The organism is Caballeronia sp. NK8, from assembly GCF_018408855.1.
Classification (GTDB): Bacteria; Pseudomonadota; Gammaproteobacteria; order Burkholderiales; family Burkholderiaceae; genus Caballeronia.
The window spans coordinates 1045363-1065675 of the sequence record NZ_AP024322.1 but is presented as its reverse complement, the minus strand read 5'-3'; the positions used below and the strand labels follow the sequence as shown (position 1 = coordinate 1065675).

Here is a 20313-nt window from a genome sequence, read left to right as displayed (position 1 = left end):
GGCGGCCGGAGCCGGCGCGGCAGCGGGCGCAGCCGCAGCACCCGCGCCTTCCGTTTCGACCATCGCGATGACCGAGCCCTGCGAGACCTTGTCGCCCTGCTTGACCTTCACTTCCTTGACGGTGCCCGCGAAATCGGCGGGCACTTCCATCGTGGCCTTGTCGGTTTCGAGCGTGATGACGCCCTGTTCCTTTTCGATGCTGTCGCCGGGTTTGATATTGACTTCGATGACATCGACATCGGAGAAGTCGCCGATGTCGGGTACTTTTAGTTCGACGAGACTCATGTTGTCCCCTAAGAGATGTGCGGATGGAACCTCAGGGCAAAGCCCCGAGGTTCCGCCGTCGGCCAGATCAGAAGATCAGAGAATGACGCGACGGAAATCGCCCAGAATCGCCGACAGATAAGCGTTGAAGCGCGCAGCGGCCGCACCGTCGATGACGCGATGGTCGTACGACAGCGACATCGGCAGCGTGAGGCGCGGTACGAACTGCTTGCCGTCCCACACGGGCTTCTGATAGCCGCGCGACAGACCGAGAATCGCGACTTCGGGCGCGTTGATGATCGGCGTGAAGTGCGTCCCGCCGATGCCGCCCAGCGACGAGATCGAGAAGCAGCCGCCCTGCATCTGATCGGGCTTGAGCTTGCCGTCGCGCGCGAGCTTCGACAGCTCCGCCATTTCCTTGGCGATATCGACGAGGCCCTTTTTGTCCGCGTCGCGGATCACCGGAACGACGAGGCCGTTCGGCGTATCGGCCGCGAAACCGATGTGGTAGTACTTCTTGAACACGAGGTTGTCGCCGTCCAGGCTCGCGTTGAAGTCCGGGAACTTCTTGAGCGCGGAAACCACGGCCTTGATGACGAACGCGAGCATCGTGAACTTCACGCCAGCCTTTTCGTGTTCCTTGTTCAGCTTCACGCGCAGTTCTTCGAGCTCGGTGATGTCCGCTTCGTCGTTGTTCGTGACGTGCGGGATCATCACCCAGTTGCGATGCAGGTTCGCGCCCGAGATCTTCTTGATGCGCGACAGCGGCTTCGGATCGACCGGGCCGAACTTGGTGAAGTCGATCTTCGGCCACGGCAAGAGACCCAGCTCGCCACCGCCGCCGCCCGCCGGCGCCGCCGCGGCAGGCGCCTTGCCCTGCCCTGTCATCACGCCCTTCACGAACGCGGTGATGTCTTCCTGCGTGATGCGGCCCTTCGGACCCGTGCCGCTCACACGCGAGACATCGACGCCCAGATCGCGCGCGAACTTGCGCACCGAAGGCGACGCGTGGCTGGACGTGCGCGTGCCGTCGCCGGCCGGGATCACGGGCGCCTGCGCGAGCGCGGACGGCGGCTCTTTCGCGGGAACCGGTTTCGCGGGCGCATCCGACGGCACTTCGACCGGCTTGGCAGGCGCGGGCGCGGCAGCCGCCGCGGGCGCTGCCGCGCCATCGCCGCCTTCCAGCACGAGGATCAGCGTGCCTTCGGACACCGTGTCGCCGACCTTGACCTTCAGTTCCTTCACCGTGCCCGACGCGGGGCTCGGCACGTCCATCGTCGCCTTGTCGGATTCGAGCGTGACGAGCGACTGCTCCTTCTCGACCTTGTCGCCGACCTTCACGCCGATCTCGATGACCGGAATGTCCTTGAAGTCGCCGATGTCCGGCACCTTCACTTCGACGGATCCGCCGCCGCTCGCCGCGGGCGCGGCAGCGGCAGCCGGCGCGGCTGCCGGAGCAGGCGCGGCGGCCTGCTTCGGTGCTTCGGCGGACGCGCCGCCTTCCAGCACGACGATCAGCGTGCCTTCCGACACGTTGTCGCCCACTTTGACCTTGATTTCTTTCACGACGCCCGCTGCCGAGCTCGGCACGTCCATCGTGGCTTTATCCGATTCGAGGGTGACGAGCGACTGCTCGGGCTCCACGGTATCGCCCACCTTGACCAGTACCTCGATCACGGGGACGTCCTTGTAATCGCCGATGTCCGGCACTTTGACTTCGATCGCTTGACTCATTATTAGTGTCTCCTGGGTTGCACGCGGGCTCCTTCCGCTTCGGAAGGAGCCCGCGTCACAACGCACGGGGGCGATGCCTTTAGACGGTCATCGGGTTGGGTTTGGACGGGTCGAGGTTGTACTTCTTGATCGCCTCAGCGACGACCTTGCGCTCGATCGTGCCTTCGTCGGCCAGCGCATTCAGCGCGGCCAGCGTCACCCAGTAGCGGTCGACTTCGAAGAAGTGGCGCAGCGCCTCGCGCGTATCCGAGCGGCCGTAGCCGTCGGTGCCGAGCACCACGAACTTGTTCGGCACATGGCCGCGGATCTGGTCGACCAGCGCACGGATGTAGTCCGTCGATGCGATCACCGGGCCCTTCGCGCCCTTGAGCAGCGCGCTCACGTGCGGCACGCGCTTCTCTTCGGTCGGATGCAGCAGGTTCCAGCGCTCGCACGCCTGACCGTCGCGGGCCAGTTCGGTGAAGCTCGGCACGCTCCAGAGATCGGCGCTGACGCCCCAGTCGTTCTTCAGCAGGTCGGCGGCGGCGATCACTTCGTTGAAGATCGTGCCCGCGCCCATCAGCTGGACGTGCGCCTTGGCCGGAGCCTCGGCCTTCTTGAACGCGTACATGCCCTTGATGATGTCCGAGGCCACGGCATCGCCTTGCGGGATCGCCGGATGCTCGTAGTTCTCGTTCATCACCGTGATGTAGTAGTACACGTCTTCCTGCTCCGCGACCATGCGGCGCAGGCCGTCCTGCATGATGACAGCGAGTTCGTAACCGAAGGTCGGGTCGTAGCTCACGCAGTTCGGAACCGAAGCCGCCCACAAGAGCGAGTGGCCGTCTTCGTGCTGCAGGCCTTCGCCGTTGAGCGTCGTGCGGCCCGCGGTGCCGCCCAGCAGGAAGCCGCGCGAGCGCATGTCGCCCGCCGCCCATGCCAGATCGCCGATGCGCTGGAAGCCGAACATCGAGTAGAAGATGTAGAACGGGATCATGATCTCGCCGTGCGTCGAGTACGACGTCGCGGCCGCGATCCAGTCACACATGCCACCCGCTTCGTTGATGCCTTCCTGCAGAATCTGACCCGTCGTCGATTCCTTGTAGAACATCAGCTGGTCGGAGTCTTCCGGAATGTACTTCTGGCCTTCCTGATTCCAGATGCCGATCTGGCGGAACAGACCTTCCATGCCGAAGGTACGCGACTCGTCCGGCACGATCGGCACGATGCGCTTGCCGAGTGCCTTGTCCTTCAGCAGGATATTCAGGATCCGCACGAACGCCATCGTCGTGGAGATCTCGCGGCCTTCGCCCGTGCCCTTGAGCAGCGGCTCGAATGCGGCGAGCGCCGGCACCGGCAGCGACTCCGCCTTCTCGCGACGCGTCGGCAGATAGCCGCCCAGGTCCATGCGCTTCTGACGCATGTACTCGAGTTCCTTCGAGCCTTCCTCGAACGTGAGGTACGGCACGTCGGCGATTTGCTCGTCGGTGAGCGGCAGACGGAACTGATCGCGGAATTTCTTCAGCGTGTCGATCGGCAGCTTCTTCTGCTGGTGCGTGATGTTCATCGCCTGGCCGTGCTCGCCCATGCCATAACCCTTGATGGTCTTGGCGAGGATGACGGTCGGCGCGCCCTTCGTCTTGGTCGCTGCGTCGAACGCGGCGTAGATCTTGTGCGGATCGTGGCCGCCGCGATTCAGATTCCAGATGTCGTCATCGGACCAGTCTGCAACCAGCGCCTTGAGCTCCGGCGTGTTGAAGAAGTGCTCCCGCACGAACGCGCCCGATTCCGACTTGTACGTCTGGTATTCGCCGTCGACGACTTCCATCATGCGGCGCATCAGCGCGCCGGTCTTGTCGCGCGCGAAAAGCGCGTCCCAGCGGCTACCCCAGATGACCTTGATGACGTTCCAGCCCGCGCCGCGGAATTCGCTTTCGAGTTCCTGGATGATCTTGCCGTTGCCGCGTACCGGACCGTCAAGACGCTGCAGATTGCAGTTGATGACGAACACGAGGTTGTCCAGACGCTCGCGGCCGGCCATGCCGATCGCGCCGAGCGATTCCGGCTCGTCCGTCTCGCCGTCGCCGAGGAACGCCCAGACCTTGCGGCCTTCGGTCTTGGCCATGCCGCGCGCCGCCATGTACTTCATGAAGCGCGCCTGATAGATCGCCATGATCGGGCCGAGGCCCATCGACACGGTCGGGAATTGCCAGAAATCCGGCATCAGCCACGGGTGCGGATACGACGAGATGCCCTCGCCGCCCACTTCCTGGCGGAAGTTGTTCAGCTGCTTTTCGGTCAGGCGGCCCAGCAGGAACGCGCGCGAGTACACGCCCGGCGACGAGTGGCCCTGCACGAACACGAGATCGCCGCCGTGTTCTTTCGACGGCGCATGCCAGAAGTGGTTGAAGCCGACGTCATAGAGGGTCGCGGCCGATGCGAACGATGCAATGTGGCCGCCGACGTTCGTGTCCTTGCCTGCGCGCAGCACCATCGCGATGGCGTTCCAGCGGGTGTACGAGCGGATGCGGTGTTCGATGTCCTGATCGCCCGGAATCTTCGCCTGGCCAGCGACGGGGATCGTGTTGATGTACGGCGTGTTCGCCGAGAACGGCAGGTGCTCGCCATGCACGCGAGCGAATTCGATCTGTTTCTCGATCAGGTAGTGCGCGCGATCAGGACCGACCGCGGAAATCACGCCATCGAGCGCGTCCAGCCACTCGGCGGTTTCTTGAGGATCGTCGTCCTTTGCGTTGGCGACATATTTGAGAACTTCGTCGGGTACAGCGGACATGCTCGTCTCCTGATGTGAGGAACACTCTGAGAACCGCCGGCGCGCGCCCGATCGAAGGCGGGCACTGGCCGCGTGCCGGCAATTCTAAAGAGGGTCCAGACCATGACGCAAGGAATTTTTCAAATCATGAGAGTTCATCTCACCATACGAAAAATTGCTGCAACGCACCGTCCGATAAGCCTTTTTTGTTCAGATGTTTCTCCTCCTTTTCCCGCCATCGAAGCTTCTTTACCGTCTTTTTACGCCAATTAACAATCAGGCGCTGCGTTACAATCGCTTCCATGTTGACCGAACGGCTGATCAAACGCTCGGCAAGGCTCGCGCGCAAGCCGACAGACGCCTCGCCCTCCCGCTGGCACCACGGACCGTGGTGGTCGAACTCCTATTTACTCACGCCGCTCATTTCGATTCTGGTATTTCTGGTCGTGATGAGTCTGATTCTCTGGAGTCTGAACCGGCGCGAGCAACAGCAGCAGGAAGACACGCTTTATCGCAATGTGGCGTGGGCACAGCAGCAAATCCGTCTGTCGATGACCGGCGCGCAGGAGCAGATTCAGGCGCTCGCCCGCGACATCGCGACCGGCCACGGCGACCCGCAAAACTTCCAGAACTCGTCCACCGACATCATGCAGGGGCATCCCGAGATCCTCTACATGAACTGGTACACGAGCGAGCATAAGCCCCGCTGGCCCAACACACCGCTGCCGGTGCTCGGTTCGCGTCTCGCCAAGCCCAACGAAACGCAAATGGACGAAGCCGTACAGGCTGCGTTCGACGAGGCGCGCACCTCCCGCCGCCAAGTCTACTCGCCGTTGCTCTACGATGACCTCGGCAATGGCTATATCACGCTGCAGACGCCGGTTTTCCGCGACCGCGAGTTCCTCGGCTCGATCGCCGCGGTGTTTTCGATCGAAGGCGTGCTGAAGCACGACATTCCCAGCGAACTGTCGGCGAAGTACAAGATTTCCATCACGGATCTGAACAACCGCGAGCTCGCGACCACGTCGAGCCGTCCGCGTCTGCCGCGCGACATGTTCTACGACCTGCCGCTCGATCCGCCGGGGCAAGGTTTGTCCGTGCGCGTGTATTCGTATCCGCAGCTCACGAATTTCACCAACAACACGCTCGTGTGGCTCGTCGCCGGCTTGTCCTGCTTCGTGCTGTGGAGTCTGTGGAGCCTGTGGAAGCACACGCGCCAGCGCTTCGAGGCGCAGCAGGCGCTCTATGCCGAAGCCTTCTTTCGCCGCGCGATGGAAAACTCGGTGCTGATCGGCATGCGCGTGCTCGACATGCACGGCCGCATCACGCACGTGAACCCGGCGTTCTGCCGCATGACCGGCTGGGACGAAAGCGATCTCGTCGGCAAGAACGCGCCGTTCCCGTACTGGCCGCGCGACGCGTATCCGGAGATGCAGCGCCAGCTCGACATGACCCTGCGTGGCAAGGCGCCCTCTTCCGGTTTCGAATTGCGCGTGCGCCGCAAGGACGGCTCGTTCTTCCACGCGCGGCTCTATGTCTCGCCGCTGATCGACAGCTCCGGCCGGCAGACCGGCTGGATGTCGTCGATGACGGACATCACCGAGCCCAAGCGCGCGCGCGAAGAACTCGCCGCCGCGCACGAGCGCTTCACCACCGTGCTCGAAAGCCTCGACGCGGCCGTCTCCGTGCTCGCCGCCGACGAAGCCGAGCTGCTGTTCGCGAACCGCTATTACCGGCATCTGTTCGGCATCCGTCCGGACGGGCATCTGGAACTCGCGGGCGCCGCGTTCGACGGAGGTTCGCAAAGCTCGTCCGACACCATCGACATGGTCGATACCTACGCGGGCCTGCCCGCCACCGCGCTCACCGAAAGCTCCGCGGACGCGCAGGAAGTCTACGTCGACGGCATCCAGAAGTGGTTCGAGGTGCGCCGCCAGTACATCCAGTGGGTGGACGGCCATCTCGCGCAGATGCAGATCGCGACCGACATCACGCAGCGCAAGCAGGCGCAGGAACTCGCGCATCAGCAGGAAGAAAAGCTGCAGTTCACGAGCCGCCTGATGACGATGGGCGAGATGGCGTCGTCGCTCGCGCACGAGCTGAATCAGCCGCTCGCCGCGATCAACAACTACTGCTCGGGCTGCGTCGCGCTGGTGAAGTCCGGGCGCATGACGCAGGAAACGCTGCTGCCCGTGCTGGAAAAGACCGCGCAACAGGCCGTGCGCGCGGGCATGATCATCAAGCGCATCCGCGAGTTCGTGAAGCGCAGCGAGCCGAAACGCCAGGCCGCGCGCGTCGCCGATATCGTCGCGGACGCGGTCGGTCTCGCCGAGATCGAGGCGCGCAAACGCAAGATCCGCATCGTCACCGAAATCCGCTCGCGGATGCCCGTGATCTACGTCGACCCGGTTTTGATCGAACAAGTGTTGGTCAACCTGTTGAAAAACGCGGCCGAAGCGATGCATGATGCGAAACCAAACGCCGTCGATCCGGTGATACGCGTAGTCGTCCAGCGCATGGATGGCGGCGTCGTGTGCATCAGCGTGGTCGATCAGGGTCCGGGCGTGGACGAAGCGACCGCCGAACGCCTCTTCGAACCGTTCTACAGCACCAAGTCCGATGGCATGGGCATGGGGCTGAACATCTGCCGCTCGATCATCGAGTCGCATCGCGGACGCCTTTGGGTGGTCAACAACGTCGAAGCGGACGGCCACGTGACCGGCGCGACCTTCCACTGCAGCCTGCCGATCGGCGAAGTGGAAGGTTCGTCGGGCACGGGCGGCACGGATGCGCAGGACGAACATACGAGACAACAAACAGTTACGGGAGAACTATGAGCACAGTCACCACTCAGGAAACCGTCTTCGTCGTCGACGATGACGAAGCCGTGCGTGATTCCTTGCGCTGGCTGCTCGAAGCAAACGGCTATCGCGTTCAGTGTTTCTCCAGCGCGGAATCGTTCCTCGACGTCTATCTGCCGATCTCCCATTCCGGGGCGATCTCCTGTCTGATTCTCGATGTGCGCATGGCCGGCATGACGGGGCTCGAATTGCAGGAGAAACTCATCGCCGAGAATTCGCTGCTGCCGATCATCTTCGTGACCGGTCACGGCGACGTGCCGATGGCCGTCTCGACGATGAAAAAAGGTGCGATGGACTTCATCGAGAAACCCTTCGACGAAGCCGAGCTGCGCAAGCTCGTGGAACGCATGCTGGAAAAGGCGCGCAGCGAGAGCAGCAGCGTGCAGCAACAGCGCGCCGCCGCCGAGCGTCTGGGCAAGCTGACCGCGCGCGAGCATCAGGTGCTCGAGCGCATCATCGCGGGCCGCCTGAACAAGCAGATCGCCGACGACCTCGGCATCAGCATCAAGACGGTGGAAGCGCATCGCGCGAACATCATGGAGAAGCTCTCGGTCAATACCGTCGCCGATCTGCTGCGTCTCGCGCTGTCGAACAAGCCGCAGCAGTAACAGCTTCCCTCTCCCCACGCGGCCGGCGTCGACACGCCGGCCGCGCTTGCATGCCGCGCCCGATGCCGGGCGCGCGTCGTTTTCCTCTTCCAGTCCCCGTTGCCGGCGAACGTGAAACGTGATATTTCCTCAATCACGTTGACACACCCAGAGGGACGCCCGTAAGTTGGCGTGACCTTCACTACCGGATAACGGTCATGCGCGACAAGACGGCTGCTGCGTCCTTGCTCGACAGTCAAACGTTTGGCGTGCCGGCCTTCGAAGCCGAAGACACTTGCCTACCGATCCCCTCGCATTCATCAAGCACTGCGCATCAGTTTGCCGTCTCTGAGCAAACAACGGACGCATCCCGCCGCGTCGAGCGGCGTGCACCGGAGGATCCGATCTTGAAACGAACCCCCTACTCCGTCCTCGCGCATCGCTCGCGCACGCTGCGCATCATCGCGATGAGCATGGCGCTTGCAATGCCGTTCGCGGCGCTCCATCCCGCCCCGGCTCAGGCGCAAACGCAGAGCGCCGCGAAGCTCAACAACGAGCAGCTCGACGCGCTGACCGCACCGGTCGCGCTCTATCCCGACGCGCTGCTCGCCCAGGTGCTGATGGCAACGACGTATCCGTCGGACGTCACCGCGGCGGCCGAGTGGTCGAAGGCGAATCCGAACATCAAGGGCGACGACGCGGTGAAAGCCGTGCAGTCCGAACCGTGGGACCCGAGCGTGCAATCGCTCGTCGCGTTCCCGCAGGCGCTCGCGACGATGGCCTCCAAGATCGACTGGGTGACGCAGCTCGGCAATGCCTTCATCGCGCAACCGAGCGACGTGATGGACTCCGTCCAGCGTCTGCGGCGCGCGGCGCAAAGCGCGGGCAACCTCAAGACGACCGAGCAGCAGAAGGTCACGAGCGCGCCGGCGCCGGCGGGCAGCACGACCGCGAGCACCACGGTGATCCAGATCGAGCCGGCCAACCCGCAAGTGGTCTACGTGCCGACGTACAACCCCACGGTCGTCTACGGCACGTGGCCGTATCCGGCCTATCCGCCGGTCTATGTGCCGCCGCCTCCGGGCTATGCAATGGCATCGGCGTTCGTCGGCGGTCTCGCGTTCGGCGCGGGCGTCGCGGTCGCGAACTCGCTGTGGGGCGGTTGCGACTGGAATCGCGGCGACGTGAACGTCAACGTGAACCGCTACAACAACGTCAACGTGAACAACCGCATCAGTTCGAACACGAACAACATGCGCTGGAATCGCAACGATCCGCAGTTCAACCGGACCAACGTCGCGAACCGGCAGAACACGCTCAACAACGCGAATCGCGGCGCCAACGCCAACCAGTTTCGCGGCCGTGAGGATGCGCGCGCGCAAGCCGCGCAGACGTTGCAAAAACGCACGGGACAGAATCTCAACGAGTCGGCGAGCCAGCGCGTGCAGGGCATTCGTCAGGGCGGCGGCGAGAAAGCGCTCAACAACAGCGATCTGCGTCAGCGCTCGCAAAACGTGAATCGCGATAACGCACTGCGCGGCGCGGGCGATGGCAACGGCGCGCGTCAGGACATGCAGCGCGGACAGGCAAGCCGGCAGTCGTTCGCCAATCAGTCGCACGAGCGCGTCGGCGGGGGCGGCGGGGGCGTGCAGCGTCAAGGTGGCGGCGGCGGGGGTGGCGGATTCGGCGGCGGTGGCGGCGGAATTCAGCATCAGGGCGGTTTCGGCGGGGGTGGCGGCGGCGGTCATCGCGGCGGCGGAGGCGGCGGCGGATTCCACCGCCGTTGATGATCGATACGACTTCAACGCCCAAGCGCCGCGCGAGCGGCGGACGCCAGATTCAGGAGCCCGAGATGACCCCTACCCAAACATTCGCCTCATTGAAGCAACCAGTCCTCTGCGCACTCGTCGCTGCGTCGCTTGCGCTCGGCGCTTCGTTCGCGCACGCGCAGGCCGTGTATCCGACCGCCGAAGCCGCGGCGCAGGCGCTCACCGACGCCATCGCGAGCAACGACGACACCGCGCTCACCAAAGTCCTCGGCAAGGACCGTGGCCGCTACGTGCCCGAGGGCAGCATCGGCGAGGAGGATATTTATGCGTACCTCGGCGCGTGGGCGCAGCAGCATCGCATCGTCGAGGATCCGCAGCCGCTCGACGGCCGTCCGGCCGCGCACATCGAAGCGGGCACGAGCGGCTGGACGCTGCCGATTCCGCTCATCAAGGTCGCGAACGGCTGGCGTTTCGACATGCGCGCCGCGCGCGACGAAGTGCTGACGCGGCGTATCGGCCGCAACGAGCGTTCGGCGATGCAGGTCGCCCTCGCGATCGTCGCCGCGCAAAACGACTATCACAAGGCGATGAACCGCTACGCCGACCGCTTCGTGAGCACGGCCGGCAAGCACGACGGCCTCTACTGGAACACTGCGGAAGGCGAGCCGGAAAGCCCGCTCGGCCCACTCGCCGCGACGATGCCCAACAAGCCGACCGACAAGGACGGCTACTACGGCTATCACTACCGCATCCTGACGGCGCAAGGTCCGCACGCGCAAGGCGGCGCGAAGAACTATCTGCAGGGCGGCCAGTTGACGCAAGGCTTCGCCATGATCGCGACGCCCGCGCGCTACGGCCAGACCGGCGTGATGACCTTCATGGTCAATCAGGACGGACAGATCTACGAGAAGGATCTCGGTCCCGCCACCACGCGCGCAGCCGCGGCGATCAAGTCGTTCAACCCGGATTCGACGTGGCAGGCGGTCTCGCAATGAGACGCGGCGACGCGTCGGGAACCGCGCAAAGGAACGTGGGATAGCGCCCGGCGGTATAATTTCGCCCTTCCCAAGGGTGCATTTGCCGAGCAAGCGCCCAGCACCATGCGCGAGCGCCGCGCACCGCCGCCGCCCAGAGCGGCGGGCACGGCGTCGGCTTCAGGCCCTCGCGCGCCCTCGCCCATCCTCGATCCGATCCGATTCGCCATGACTGCCCAACTCATCGACGGCAACGCCCTTTCCAAGACTCTTCGCGCCGATGTCGCCCAACGCGCCGCCGCGCTCACCGCCCGTGGACACAAGCCGGGACTCGCCGTCGTGCTCGTCGGCGACAATCCCGCGAGCGAAGTCTACGTGCGCAACAAGGTCAAGGCTTGCCAGGACAACGGCCTGCACTCGGTGATGGACCGCTTTCCCGCGACGCTCGCCGAAAACGAGCTGCTCGCGCATATCGCGAAGCTCAACGCCGATCCTTCGATCCACGGCATTCTCGTGCAACTGCCGCTGCCCGCGCACATCGACAGCCACAAGGTGATCGAGGCGATCGCGCCGGAAAAGGACGTCGACGGCTTTCACGTCGCCAACGCGGGCGCGCTGCTGACCGGCAAGCCGCTGTTTCGCCCGTGCACGCCCTACGGCGTGATGAAGATGTTCGAGGCGCACGATATCGACCTGAAGGGCGCGAACGCGGTGGTGATCGGGCGTTCGAACATCGTCGGCAAGCCGATGGCGCTCCTCCTGCTCGAAGCGGGCGCGACCGTCACGATCTGCCACAGCAAGACGCGCGATATCGGCAAGCACACGCGCGACGCCGATGTGATCGTCGCGGCGGTCGGCCGCCGTAATATCGTCACCGCCGACATGGTGAAGCCCGGCGCGACCGTGATCGACGTCGGCATGAACCGCAACGACGAAGGCAAGCTGTGCGGCGACGTCGATTTCGCGGGCGTCAAGGAAGTGGCCGGCTACATCACGCCGGTGCCGGGCGGCGTCGGCCCGATGACCATCACGATGCTGCTCGTCAACACGATCGAGGCAGCCGAGCGCGCGGCGCAGGCGTGACAATCGGCGCGGGGCGGCATTCATCGGCCCCTTAAAAACAATCGGTTGGAATTTGCCCCGCCCGCCCCAATAATCTCGGAGAGAGCCGGCGCGGGGCGCCGTTGTGCGACACGCCCCGCCCGCGCTTCACCCAACACCAGCACGGGAGAATCATGAGCGAAACCACGTCCACCCCGGCAGCGGCCAATCCGCTGCTCGATTTTTCCGATCTTCCGCGCTTTGGCGAGATTCAGCCCGCGCACGTCACCCCGGCGCTCGACGTGCTGCTCGCCGACGCGAAAGCCGCCGTCGACCGCGCGAGCGCGCCCGACACCCCTGCGACCTGGAAGGACGTCGTCGAAGCGGTCGAGCAGGAATCGGAAAAACTGTCACGCGCGTGGGGTGTCATCGGCCATCTGAACGCCGTTGCCGATACCCCCGAATTGCGCGCCGCGCACGCCGAAAACCTGCCGCGCGTCACCGAATTTTCCGCGAGCGTCGGCCAGAATCTCGCGCTCTACGAAAAGTACAAGGCGATCGCCGCCGGAACCGAGTTCGCCGGTTTGTCGGCAGAGCGCAAGAAGATTCTGGAGAATTCGCTGCGCGATTTCCGCTTGTCGGGCGCTGAATTGCCCGAAGATCGCAAACCGCGTTTCGCGCAGTTGCAGGAAGAACAAGCGGCGCTCGCGAAAGCGTTTTCCGATCACGTGCTCGATTCGACGAACGCCTACGCGTACCTCGTCACGCAGGAAAGCGACCTCGCCGGCCTGCCCGATGACGTGATCGAAGCGGCGCGCGAAGCCGCGCAACGCGACGCCAAGGAAGGCTGGAAATTCACGCTGCATTTCCCGTCGTATTTCCCGGTGCTGCAATACGCCTCGCATCGGCCGATGCGTGAGGCCATGTATCGCGCGTACGCCACGCGTGCGTCGGAACTCGGCGGCACGTACGGCGGCGGCAAGGCCGAATGGGACAACACGGCGAATGTCGTCGAAAATCTGAAGCTGCGTGATGAGGAAGCGAAGACGCTCGGCTATCAGAACTTCGCGGAAGTATCGCTTGCGCCGAAGATGGCCGAATCGCCCGCGCAAGTGATCGCGTTCCTCGAAGACCTCGCCAAGCGCGCGCGCCCCTACGCCGAAAACGACTGGATGGAACTGCGCGCGTTCGCCGCCACCGAACTCGGCATGCCCGAGCTGCAACCGTGGGACATCGCGTATGCGGCCGAAAAGCTGCGTCAGAAGCGCTATTCGTTCTCCGAAAACGAAGTGAAGCAGTACTTCCCGCAGGAAGCCGTGCTGAAGGGCCTGTTCAAGGTCACGGAAACGCTCTTCAACGTGTCGATCCGTCGCGACGAAGCCGCCGTGTGGAATCCGGATGTGCGTTTCTTCCGCGTCGAGAACAAGGACGGCACGCTCGTCGCGCAGTTCTATCTGGATCTGTACGCGCGCGAAGGCAAGCGCGGCGGTGCGTGGATGGACGACGCGCGCTCGCGTCACAAGCGCACGCAAGGCGGCGTGCAGACGCCGGTCGCTTATCTCACCTGCAATTTTTCGGCACCGGTGGGCGGCAAACCCGCGTGCTTCACGCACGATGAGGTCATCACGCTGTTCCACGAGTTCGGGCACGGTCTGCACCACATGCTGACGCGTATCGACGAGCTGGGCGTGTCGGGCATCAACGGCGTCGAGTGGGATGCGGTCGAACTGCCGTCGCAGTTCATGGAGAACTTCTGCTGGGAGTGGGACGTGCTCACCGACATGTCCGCGCACGTCGAGACCGGCGCGCCGCTGCCGCGCGAGCTGTTCGACAAGATGCTCGCCGCGAAGAATTTCCAGAGCGGGCTCGGCACGCTGCGCCAGATCGTCTTCTCGATGTTCGACATGGTGCTGCACACGTCCTACGACGCGGCCAACGCGACGAAAACCGTGAACGACCTTGCGCGCGAAATCAACGAGAAGTTCCATGTGATTCCGCAGGCGCCGTTCTCGCGCTGGCCGAACACGTTCAGCCATATCTTCGCGGGCGGCTACGCGGCGGGCTACTACAGCTACAAGTGGGCCGAAGTCCTTTCCGCCGATGCGTACGCCGCGTTCGAGGAAGCCGCCAAACTCGCGAACGGCTCGGTGCTCGATGCGACGACGGGCACGCGCTATCGCCGCGAGATTCTCGAGGTGGGCGGCAGCCGTCCCGCGATGGACTCGTTCAAGGCGTTCCGTGGCCGCGAGCCGAACATCGACGCGCTGCTGCGTCACAACGGCATGTCGGAGCCGGCGCTGCAATAAGCCGCTCGCACGAACAACCCCGGTCCGCAAAAGACCGGGGTTTTTTATCGCCTGTCGATCCTGAAGTCCACTTCCGAGGGCCGCCCTTCCAGCGTCAGCGTCGCCCGTACGGCAGGACTGCGGCTCACCACTTTGCCGCGCCGAACCACAGCCGTGCGCGCCGCGCGCAGGCGGATCGCTTCGACAGGATCACGTGCGTCGAGCACGACGCAATCCGCGTTGCATCCCACTTCGATGCCGTAACCATCCAGTCCGAGAATGCGCGCGGGATTCTTCGTCACCGCGTCGAAGCAGGCGCGCATTGCGTCCAGACCCGTCATCTGCGCGACGTGCAGGCCCATGTGCGCGACTTCGAGCATGTCGCCCGAGCCGAGGCTGTACCACGGGTCCATCACGCAATCGTGGCCGAACGCGACCGTGATGCCCGCCGCCATCAGCTCCGGCACGCGCGTCATGCCTCGTCGCTTCGGATAGGTATCCGAACGGCCTTGCAGCGTGATGTTGATGAGCGGATTCGCGATCGCCGCGACGCCCGCCTCGCGCATCAATGGAATGAGCTTGCTGACGTAGTAATTGTCCATCGAATGCATCGACGTGAGGTGCGAACCGGTCACACGCCCGTGCAGGCCGAGCCGATGCGTTTCGGCGGCGAGCGTTTCGATGTGGCGCGACATCGGGTCGTCGGATTCGTCGCAGTGCATGTCCACGCGCAGGCCCTGCTCCGCCGCGTATTCGCACAGCAGCTTCACCGACGCCGCGCCGTCGGCCATCGTGCGCTCGAAGTGCGGAATGCCGCCGACGACATCGACGCCCATCGCGATCGCGCGCTTCAGGTTGTCGAACGCGCCCGCGCTGCGCAGCACGCCGTCCTGCGGAAAGGCGACGAGTTGCAGATCGAGATAAGGCTTCACGCGCCGCTTCACTTCGACGAGCGCCTCGACGGCGAGCAGACGCGGATCGCAGACATCGACGTGCGAACGGATCGCGAGCAGCCCGCGCGCGACGGCCCAGTCGCAATACTGCAACGCGCGCTCGACGAGCGCTTCCTGCGTGAGCTCGGGCTTCAGCTCGCCCCACAGCGCGATGCCTTCGAGCAGCGTGCCCGATGCGTTTACGCGCGGCAGGCCGTAGGAAAGCGTCGCGTCCATATGAAAGTGCGCATCGACGAAGGGCGCGGTGACGAGCGCGCCCTTCGCGTCGATTTCCTCGCGCGCGGTAGCTGCCAGACGCGGTTCGATCGCGGCGATGCGCCCCGCTTCCATGCCGATATCGACGAGCTCGCGCGCATCCGCGAGCGCCGCGCGGCGAATGATCAAATCCATGTGCGAAGCCTCCGTCCGATGTGTTCGTTCGATGTGTTCGTGCGATTGTATCGGGACAGAAAAGCCGTGCAGCGTTTGATTCACCCCACCACGCGATTGCGACCGATGATTGCGAAACTGAGCGGCAGCGAACCGCGTGGCATCGCGCGTTCGGTTGTTGGCGCGAGCGGCGCGCGATGCGAACGGTCGCCGCGCTTCGGCGCCACGAGCAGCGTCGCCCCCGTGAGCGCCATCATCCGTACGCTCTCGGCCACGCCGTTGTCCTCGCCGATCAGAATGTGCACGCGCGCGCCGCCGGGCGAGCAGATCGCGTAGCGCTCGTAGCGGCGGCCGTCGTCCATGCGCCCGATCCAGCCGACGCCCGCCGCGACGCCGGTCCGCTCGACGGCGGCGGCGATGGCGTCGTCCTCCGGCGCACCGATGCCCGATTGCGGAAACAACGCCAGTTGCACGCCTTCTCGCGCCGCTTCGGCAAGCTTCCCGATGATGCGTGTGCGATTGCACGCGACATCGCCAGACTGCGATTCAGGCGCAATCACGGCGATACGAAACGAACTGGCATCCATGCGAGGCTCCGGCAAGAACTGAGGGATAGCCTCATTGAAACGCCCGCGCATCGATAAGTAAAATGAATGTTTTGATCGATTCGATCGCCAAATGGAATCGAATATCCGATGGAACTCCGACTTCTGCGCGCCTTCCTCACGATCGCCGATCTGCGCCATTTCGGCCGCGCTTCCGAAGCACTGCATCTGAGTCAGCCCGCGCTCAGCAAGCAGCTCGCCGCGCTCGAAGCGAGCCTCGGCGCGCGTTTGTTCGAACGCGGCCGTCACGGCGCGGACCTGACGACGTTCGGCGCGAGCTTCCTCGCCGATGCGCAAACACTCGTGCGCGACGCCGACGCCGTGCTTGCCCGCGCGCGCGAGGCCGCGAGCGGCACGCGCGGATTTCTGCGGGTCGGCCTGTGTCTGTCGACGCTCACGCATGTGCCGAAGCTGATCGCCGAGTTCCGCGCGCTCAATCCGGGCGTGAGCATCACGCTGCACGATCTTTCATCGCATGAGCAGACACGCCGCATCCTCGCCAACAAGCTCGACGTAGGATTCATGCGTATGCCCGCCGGCGCCGGGCTTGCGGGCTTCACCGTGCTCGATGAAACGCTCGCGCTCGCCGTGCCCGAGCATACGCGCTACAAGCGCTTGCCCGCCGATCTCGATGAACTGAACGAGCCGGGTTTCATCGCGCTGGCGCGCACGCGCGGGCCGGGCCTCGCCGCGCAGATCGACCGCTGGTGCGCCGGGCACGGCTTCGTGCCGCGCGTGATTCAGGAGGCGGACGATATCCAGTCCGTGCTGGCGTCGGTGGCGGGCGGCGTGGGCGCGGCGTTTTTGCCATCGCGCGCGCAATATCTGCTGCGCGATGCGCGCGTGCTGACCCTGCGCGATCAGGCCGCGCGATGGCGGGTCGGGCTTGCGTGGCAAGCCGAACGCGACGATACCGTGACGCATCGCTTCGTCGCGTTCATGAAAGCGCGCGTGAAGGAACTGAAGGCGCGCACTACGCTCGACGGTTGAGCTTCGCGAGCAGCATCGCTTTCACGCAGGGCCATTCGTCGTCGATGATCGAGAAGCGTACGGAATTGCGCTTGCGGCCATCGGGCATGATGCGCTCGTGCCGCACGATGCCCTCCTGTTTCGCGCCGATGCCGAGGATCGCCGCGCGCGATTTCTCGTTGAGTTCGTCGGTGGTGAATTGCACGCGCACGCAGTGCATCGCTTCGAACGCGTGCGTCAGGAGCAAAACCTTCGCTTCCGTGTTGATGCCCGTGCGCTGCGTCGATGCGGCGAGCCACGTATGGCCGATTTCGAGCTTGCGGTTTGCGCGATCGATCTTCCAGTAGCGCGTGCTTCCGACGACACGACCATCGCCGGTTCGGACGATCACGAACGGCATCACCGTGCCTGCATCGCGGCCGGCGAACGCGGTGTCGATATAACGGTCGATCGTGTCTTCGTTCGGGACGACCGTCACGCTGAGGTTCCAGAGCTCGCCATCGGCGGCGGCGTCGAGCAAGGTGGCGCGGTCATCGCGTTGCAGCGGGCGAAGCGTTACGTGCTCGCCTTTCAGAGTTGGCTGGCTCATTGATTGTCGGCAGGGTTTGTCGTGAGACGACATCATAATTCGCCACGCCGGGCCTGCGAAGGCAACCGATGCGCAGGATCGCGCACCGTCGCTTATAGGTATCATGCTGGATCGAAGTCAAAAGCAGCTGCCGCTCGTCAGCCAGCCGATGACATCAAACCAACACCTTGTCCAAGCAATGAAAATCGCCACCTGGAACGTCAACTCCCTCAAAGTCCGCCAGCAGCACGTCATCGACTGGCTCGCGCTCTCGGGCATCGACGTGCTGTGTCTTCAGGAACTCAAGCTCCCCGACGAGAAATTCCCGCGCGCCGAACTAGAAGCCGCCGGCTACAAAAGCTGGTTCGCGGGACAGAAGACGTATAACGGCGTCGGCATTCTGGTGCGCGCCGATGCCGGCTTCGAGGTCGATGAAATCAGCGTCGTGCGCAACATCCCCGGATTCGAGGACTTGCAGCAACGCGTGATCGCCGCGACGATCGACGGCGTGCGGATCATCTCCGCCTACTTCCCGAACGGACAGGCGCCCGGCTCCGAGAAATTCGCCTACAAGATGCGCTGGCTGGATGCGCTGCGCGAATGGCTGCGCGAGGACATGGCGCGTCACCCGCAACTGGCGCTGCTGGGCGATTACAACATCGCGCCGGAAGACCGTGACGTGCACGATCCGAAGGTCTGGGAAGGACAGAATCTCGTCTCGCCCGAAGAGCGCGCGCACTTCGCGCAACTCGTCGAACTCGGCCTGACCGATGCCTTTCGCAAGTTCGAACAGCCCGAGAAGCTCTTTACGTGGTGGGACTATCGAATGCTGGCGTTCCGCCGCAACGCGGGGCTGCGCATCGATCACATTCTGCTGTCGGAGCAACTGGCGGCGCGCTGCACGTCGTGCGAAGTCGACAGGGTGCCGCGCAAGTGGGATCAACCGTCGGACCACGCACCCGTGATCGCGACGATCGACTGATCCCAATTCGAACGACGATCACGCGTCGAGATGCAGCTCCTGAATCTTGCGCGTGATCGTATTGCGGCCGATACCCAGCCGCTCCGCCGCTTCCACCTTGCGCCCGCGCGTGAAGTCGAGCGCCTCGCGAATCACCGCCGCTTCGAAACGGCGCGCGAGCTCGTCCATCACATCGGCCGAATTCTCGCGCAACAGACGCGCGACTTCCGTGCGCAAGCCGTTCTCCCACACGCCCGCCGGCGAGCCCGCAAGCGGCGCAGCAGCGGCGCCGTTGGCGACCGCTGGCGTCGGCGCGACCGAGCCATCGGTCGACACCGCGATGCTCTCCGCCGCGTATTCCTGGCGCGGCGTCAGATCGGGCGGCAGGTCCTTCTGCTCGATCACCTGCGCGGGCGCCATCACGGTGAGCCAGTTGCACAGATTCTCAAGCTGACGCACATTGCCGGGAAACGGCAGCGACGCGAGATATGCGAGCGCGCTGTCGGACACGCGCTTGGGCTCGACGCCCAGATCGCGCGCGCTCTTCTGCAGGAAATGACGCGTCAGCAGCGGAATGTCTTCGCTGCGCTCGCGCAACGCCGGCAAGCGCAGGCGAATCACATTCAGGCGGTGATACAAGTCCTCGCGGAACAGCCCCTGCCGCACGCGCGATTCGAGGTTCTGATGCGTCGCCGCGATCACGCGCACGTTCGCCTTCAGCGGATTGTGCCCGCCCACGCGATAGAACTGCCCGTCCGACAGCACGCGCAGCAGACGCGTCTGCAAATCGAACGGCATATCGCCGATTTCATCGAGAAAGAGTGTGCCGTTCTCGGCCTGCTCGAAGCGGCCCTGGCGCATCGCCTGCGCGCCGGTGAACGCGCCGCGCTCGTGGCCGAACAGTTCGGACTCCAGCAGATCCTTCGGAATCGCCGCCGTGTTCAGCGCGATGAACGGTCCGTTCGCGCGTGGGCTATGTCGGTGCAAGGCGCGCGCGACAAGCTCCTTTCCGGTGCCTGATTCGCCCGTGATGAGCACGGTCGCCGCGGAATGCGACAGGCGGCCGATCGCGCGGAACATGTCCTGCATCGCGGGCGCCTGCCCGAGCATCTCGGGCGTCTCGGTCACGCGCTCGTCGACCGCCGCTTCGCCGCGCATGCTTTCGTCGACGGCGCGGCGGATCAGCTCTACCGCCTTGTCGACGTCGAACGGCTTGGCGAGGTACTCGAACGCGCCGCCCTGGAACGCGGCGACCGCGCTGTCCAGATCCGAGAACGCCGTCATGATGATGACGGGCAAGCCCGGCAAGCGGTCGCGCACGGTCTGCAGCAGTTCGAGCCCGGAGCCGCCCGGCATGCGGATATCGGAGACGAGCACTTGCGGGCTTTCGCCTTCGAGCGCGGCAAGCGCGTCGCGCACGCCGGAGAAGCTGCGCGTGGTGAAGTTTTCTCGTGCGAGCGCCTTTTCCAGCACCCAGCGGATGGATTGGTCGTCGTCTACTATCCAGATCGGCTTCATATCGTTCGGCGAGAAGTCTTCGTATGGTTCGGTGTGAGCCCGTCGAAACGGTCAGGCTTCGAAGCCCGATGTGTCACATGCTTGTCGTGACGTCGCTGGTCGA

Annotated in this window: 15 protein-coding genes and 1 pseudogene; 8 read left to right on the top strand and 8 right to left on the bottom strand. The window is 64.4% G+C overall.

From position 1 onward, the window contains the following. Positions 1 to 66: 66 nt before the first annotated feature. The 4 genes and pseudogenes from NK8_RS43655 to NK8_RS04955 all read right to left on the bottom strand — a co-directional run. Positions 67 to 285 (bottom strand): annotated as a pseudogene (locus NK8_RS43655) (biotin/lipoyl-containing protein); the annotation flags it as partial. A gap of 75 nt (positions 286 to 360) precedes the next feature. Further along, positions 361 to 1998, bottom strand: a complete 1638-nt coding sequence (gene aceF, locus NK8_RS04965; RefSeq protein WP_213227809.1) for a dihydrolipoyllysine-residue acetyltransferase — start codon at positions 1996 to 1998, stop codon at positions 361 to 363. 79 nt (positions 1999 to 2077) lie between these two features. Further along, entirely contained in the window at positions 2078 to 4771 is a 2694-nt protein-coding gene (aceE, locus tag NK8_RS04960) for a pyruvate dehydrogenase (acetyl-transferring), homodimeric type (RefSeq protein ID WP_213227807.1), read from the bottom strand. A gap of 139 nt (positions 4772 to 4910) precedes the next feature. Continuing rightward, the gene (locus NK8_RS04955; protein WP_213227805.1) at positions 4911 to 5054 is read right to left on the bottom strand and encodes a hypothetical protein; all 144 of its coding nucleotides are present in this window, start codon (positions 5052 to 5054) and stop codon (positions 4911 to 4913) included. Between NK8_RS04955 and fixL the strand changes: the two genes are divergently transcribed. The 6 genes from fixL to NK8_RS04925 all read left to right on the top strand — a co-directional run bounded on the left by fixL (position 5053) and on the right by NK8_RS04925 (position 14288). Continuing rightward, entirely contained in the window at positions 5053 to 7587 is a 2535-nt protein-coding gene (fixL, locus tag NK8_RS04950) for an oxygen sensor histidine kinase FixL (RefSeq protein ID WP_162065332.1), read from the top strand. The two genes, NK8_RS04955 and fixL, sit on opposite strands and share 2 nt — an antisense overlap. After that, positions 7584 to 8219 (top strand): oxygen response regulator transcription factor FixJ, encoded by a 636-nt coding sequence (gene fixJ / locus NK8_RS04945; RefSeq protein WP_162065331.1) that lies wholly within the window; start codon positions 7584 to 7586, stop codon positions 8217 to 8219. The genes fixL and fixJ overlap by 4 nt, the downstream gene beginning before the upstream one ends. 464 nt (positions 8220 to 8683) lie before the next feature. Beyond that, on the top strand, positions 8684 to 9985 hold the full coding sequence (locus NK8_RS43355; RefSeq protein WP_301549871.1) for a DUF3300 domain-containing protein: 1302 nt from the start codon (positions 8684 to 8686) through the stop codon (positions 9983 to 9985). 65 nt (positions 9986 to 10050) lie between these two features. After that, positions 10051 to 10962 (top strand): DUF2950 domain-containing protein, encoded by a 912-nt coding sequence (locus NK8_RS04935; protein WP_225936207.1) that lies wholly within the window; start codon positions 10051 to 10053, stop codon positions 10960 to 10962. 207 nt (positions 10963 to 11169) lie between these two features. Then, positions 11170 to 12024, top strand: a complete 855-nt coding sequence (folD, locus tag NK8_RS04930) for a bifunctional methylenetetrahydrofolate dehydrogenase/methenyltetrahydrofolate cyclohydrolase FolD (protein WP_213227800.1) — start codon at positions 11170 to 11172, stop codon at positions 12022 to 12024. A gap of 152 nt (positions 12025 to 12176) precedes the next feature. Beyond that, complete coding sequence (locus tag NK8_RS04925) at positions 12177 to 14288, top strand: M3 family metallopeptidase (protein WP_213227798.1); 2112 nt, start codon at positions 12177 to 12179, stop codon at positions 14286 to 14288. A gap of 44 nt (positions 14289 to 14332) precedes the next feature. Here NK8_RS04925 and NK8_RS04920 read toward each other — a convergent pair whose 3' ends face one another. Together NK8_RS04920 and NK8_RS04915 are read right to left on the bottom strand one after the other, a co-directional pair. After that, complete coding sequence (locus NK8_RS04920) at positions 14333 to 15610, bottom strand: amidohydrolase family protein (RefSeq protein ID WP_213227796.1); 1278 nt, start codon at positions 15608 to 15610, stop codon at positions 14333 to 14335. An 80-nt stretch (positions 15611 to 15690) separates the two neighbouring features. Then, positions 15691 to 16176 carry a hypothetical protein gene (locus NK8_RS04915; protein WP_213227795.1) on the bottom strand — a complete coding sequence of 162 codons (486 nt, stop codon included), beginning with the start codon at positions 16174 to 16176 and terminating at the stop codon, positions 15691 to 15693. A gap of 108 nt (positions 16177 to 16284) precedes the next feature. Here NK8_RS04915 and NK8_RS04910 point away from each other — a divergent pair, with 108 nt between their 5' ends. Then, positions 16285 to 17184 carry a LysR family transcriptional regulator gene (locus tag NK8_RS04910; RefSeq protein WP_213227794.1) on the top strand — a complete coding sequence of 300 codons (900 nt, stop codon included), beginning with the start codon at positions 16285 to 16287 and terminating at the stop codon, positions 17182 to 17184. Here the strand turns inward: NK8_RS04910 and NK8_RS04905 are convergent. Continuing rightward, positions 17168 to 17752, bottom strand: coding sequence for a GNAT family N-acetyltransferase (locus tag NK8_RS04905; protein WP_213227792.1), 585 nt, complete (start codon positions 17750 to 17752; stop codon positions 17168 to 17170). The two genes, NK8_RS04910 and NK8_RS04905, sit on opposite strands and share 17 nt — an antisense overlap. 178 nt (positions 17753 to 17930) lie before the next feature. Between NK8_RS04905 and xth the strand changes: the two genes are divergently transcribed. After that, positions 17931 to 18713 (top strand): exodeoxyribonuclease III, encoded by a 783-nt coding sequence (gene xth, locus NK8_RS04900; RefSeq protein WP_213227790.1) that lies wholly within the window; start codon positions 17931 to 17933, stop codon positions 18711 to 18713. Positions 18714 to 18731: 18 nt separating this feature from the next. Here the strand turns inward: xth and ntrC are convergent, their stop codons facing one another. Continuing rightward, on the bottom strand, positions 18732 to 20210 hold the full coding sequence (ntrC, locus tag NK8_RS04895; protein WP_213227788.1) for a nitrogen regulation protein NR(I): 1479 nt from the start codon (positions 20208 to 20210) through the stop codon (positions 18732 to 18734). Positions 20211 to 20313: the final 103 nt, after the last annotated feature.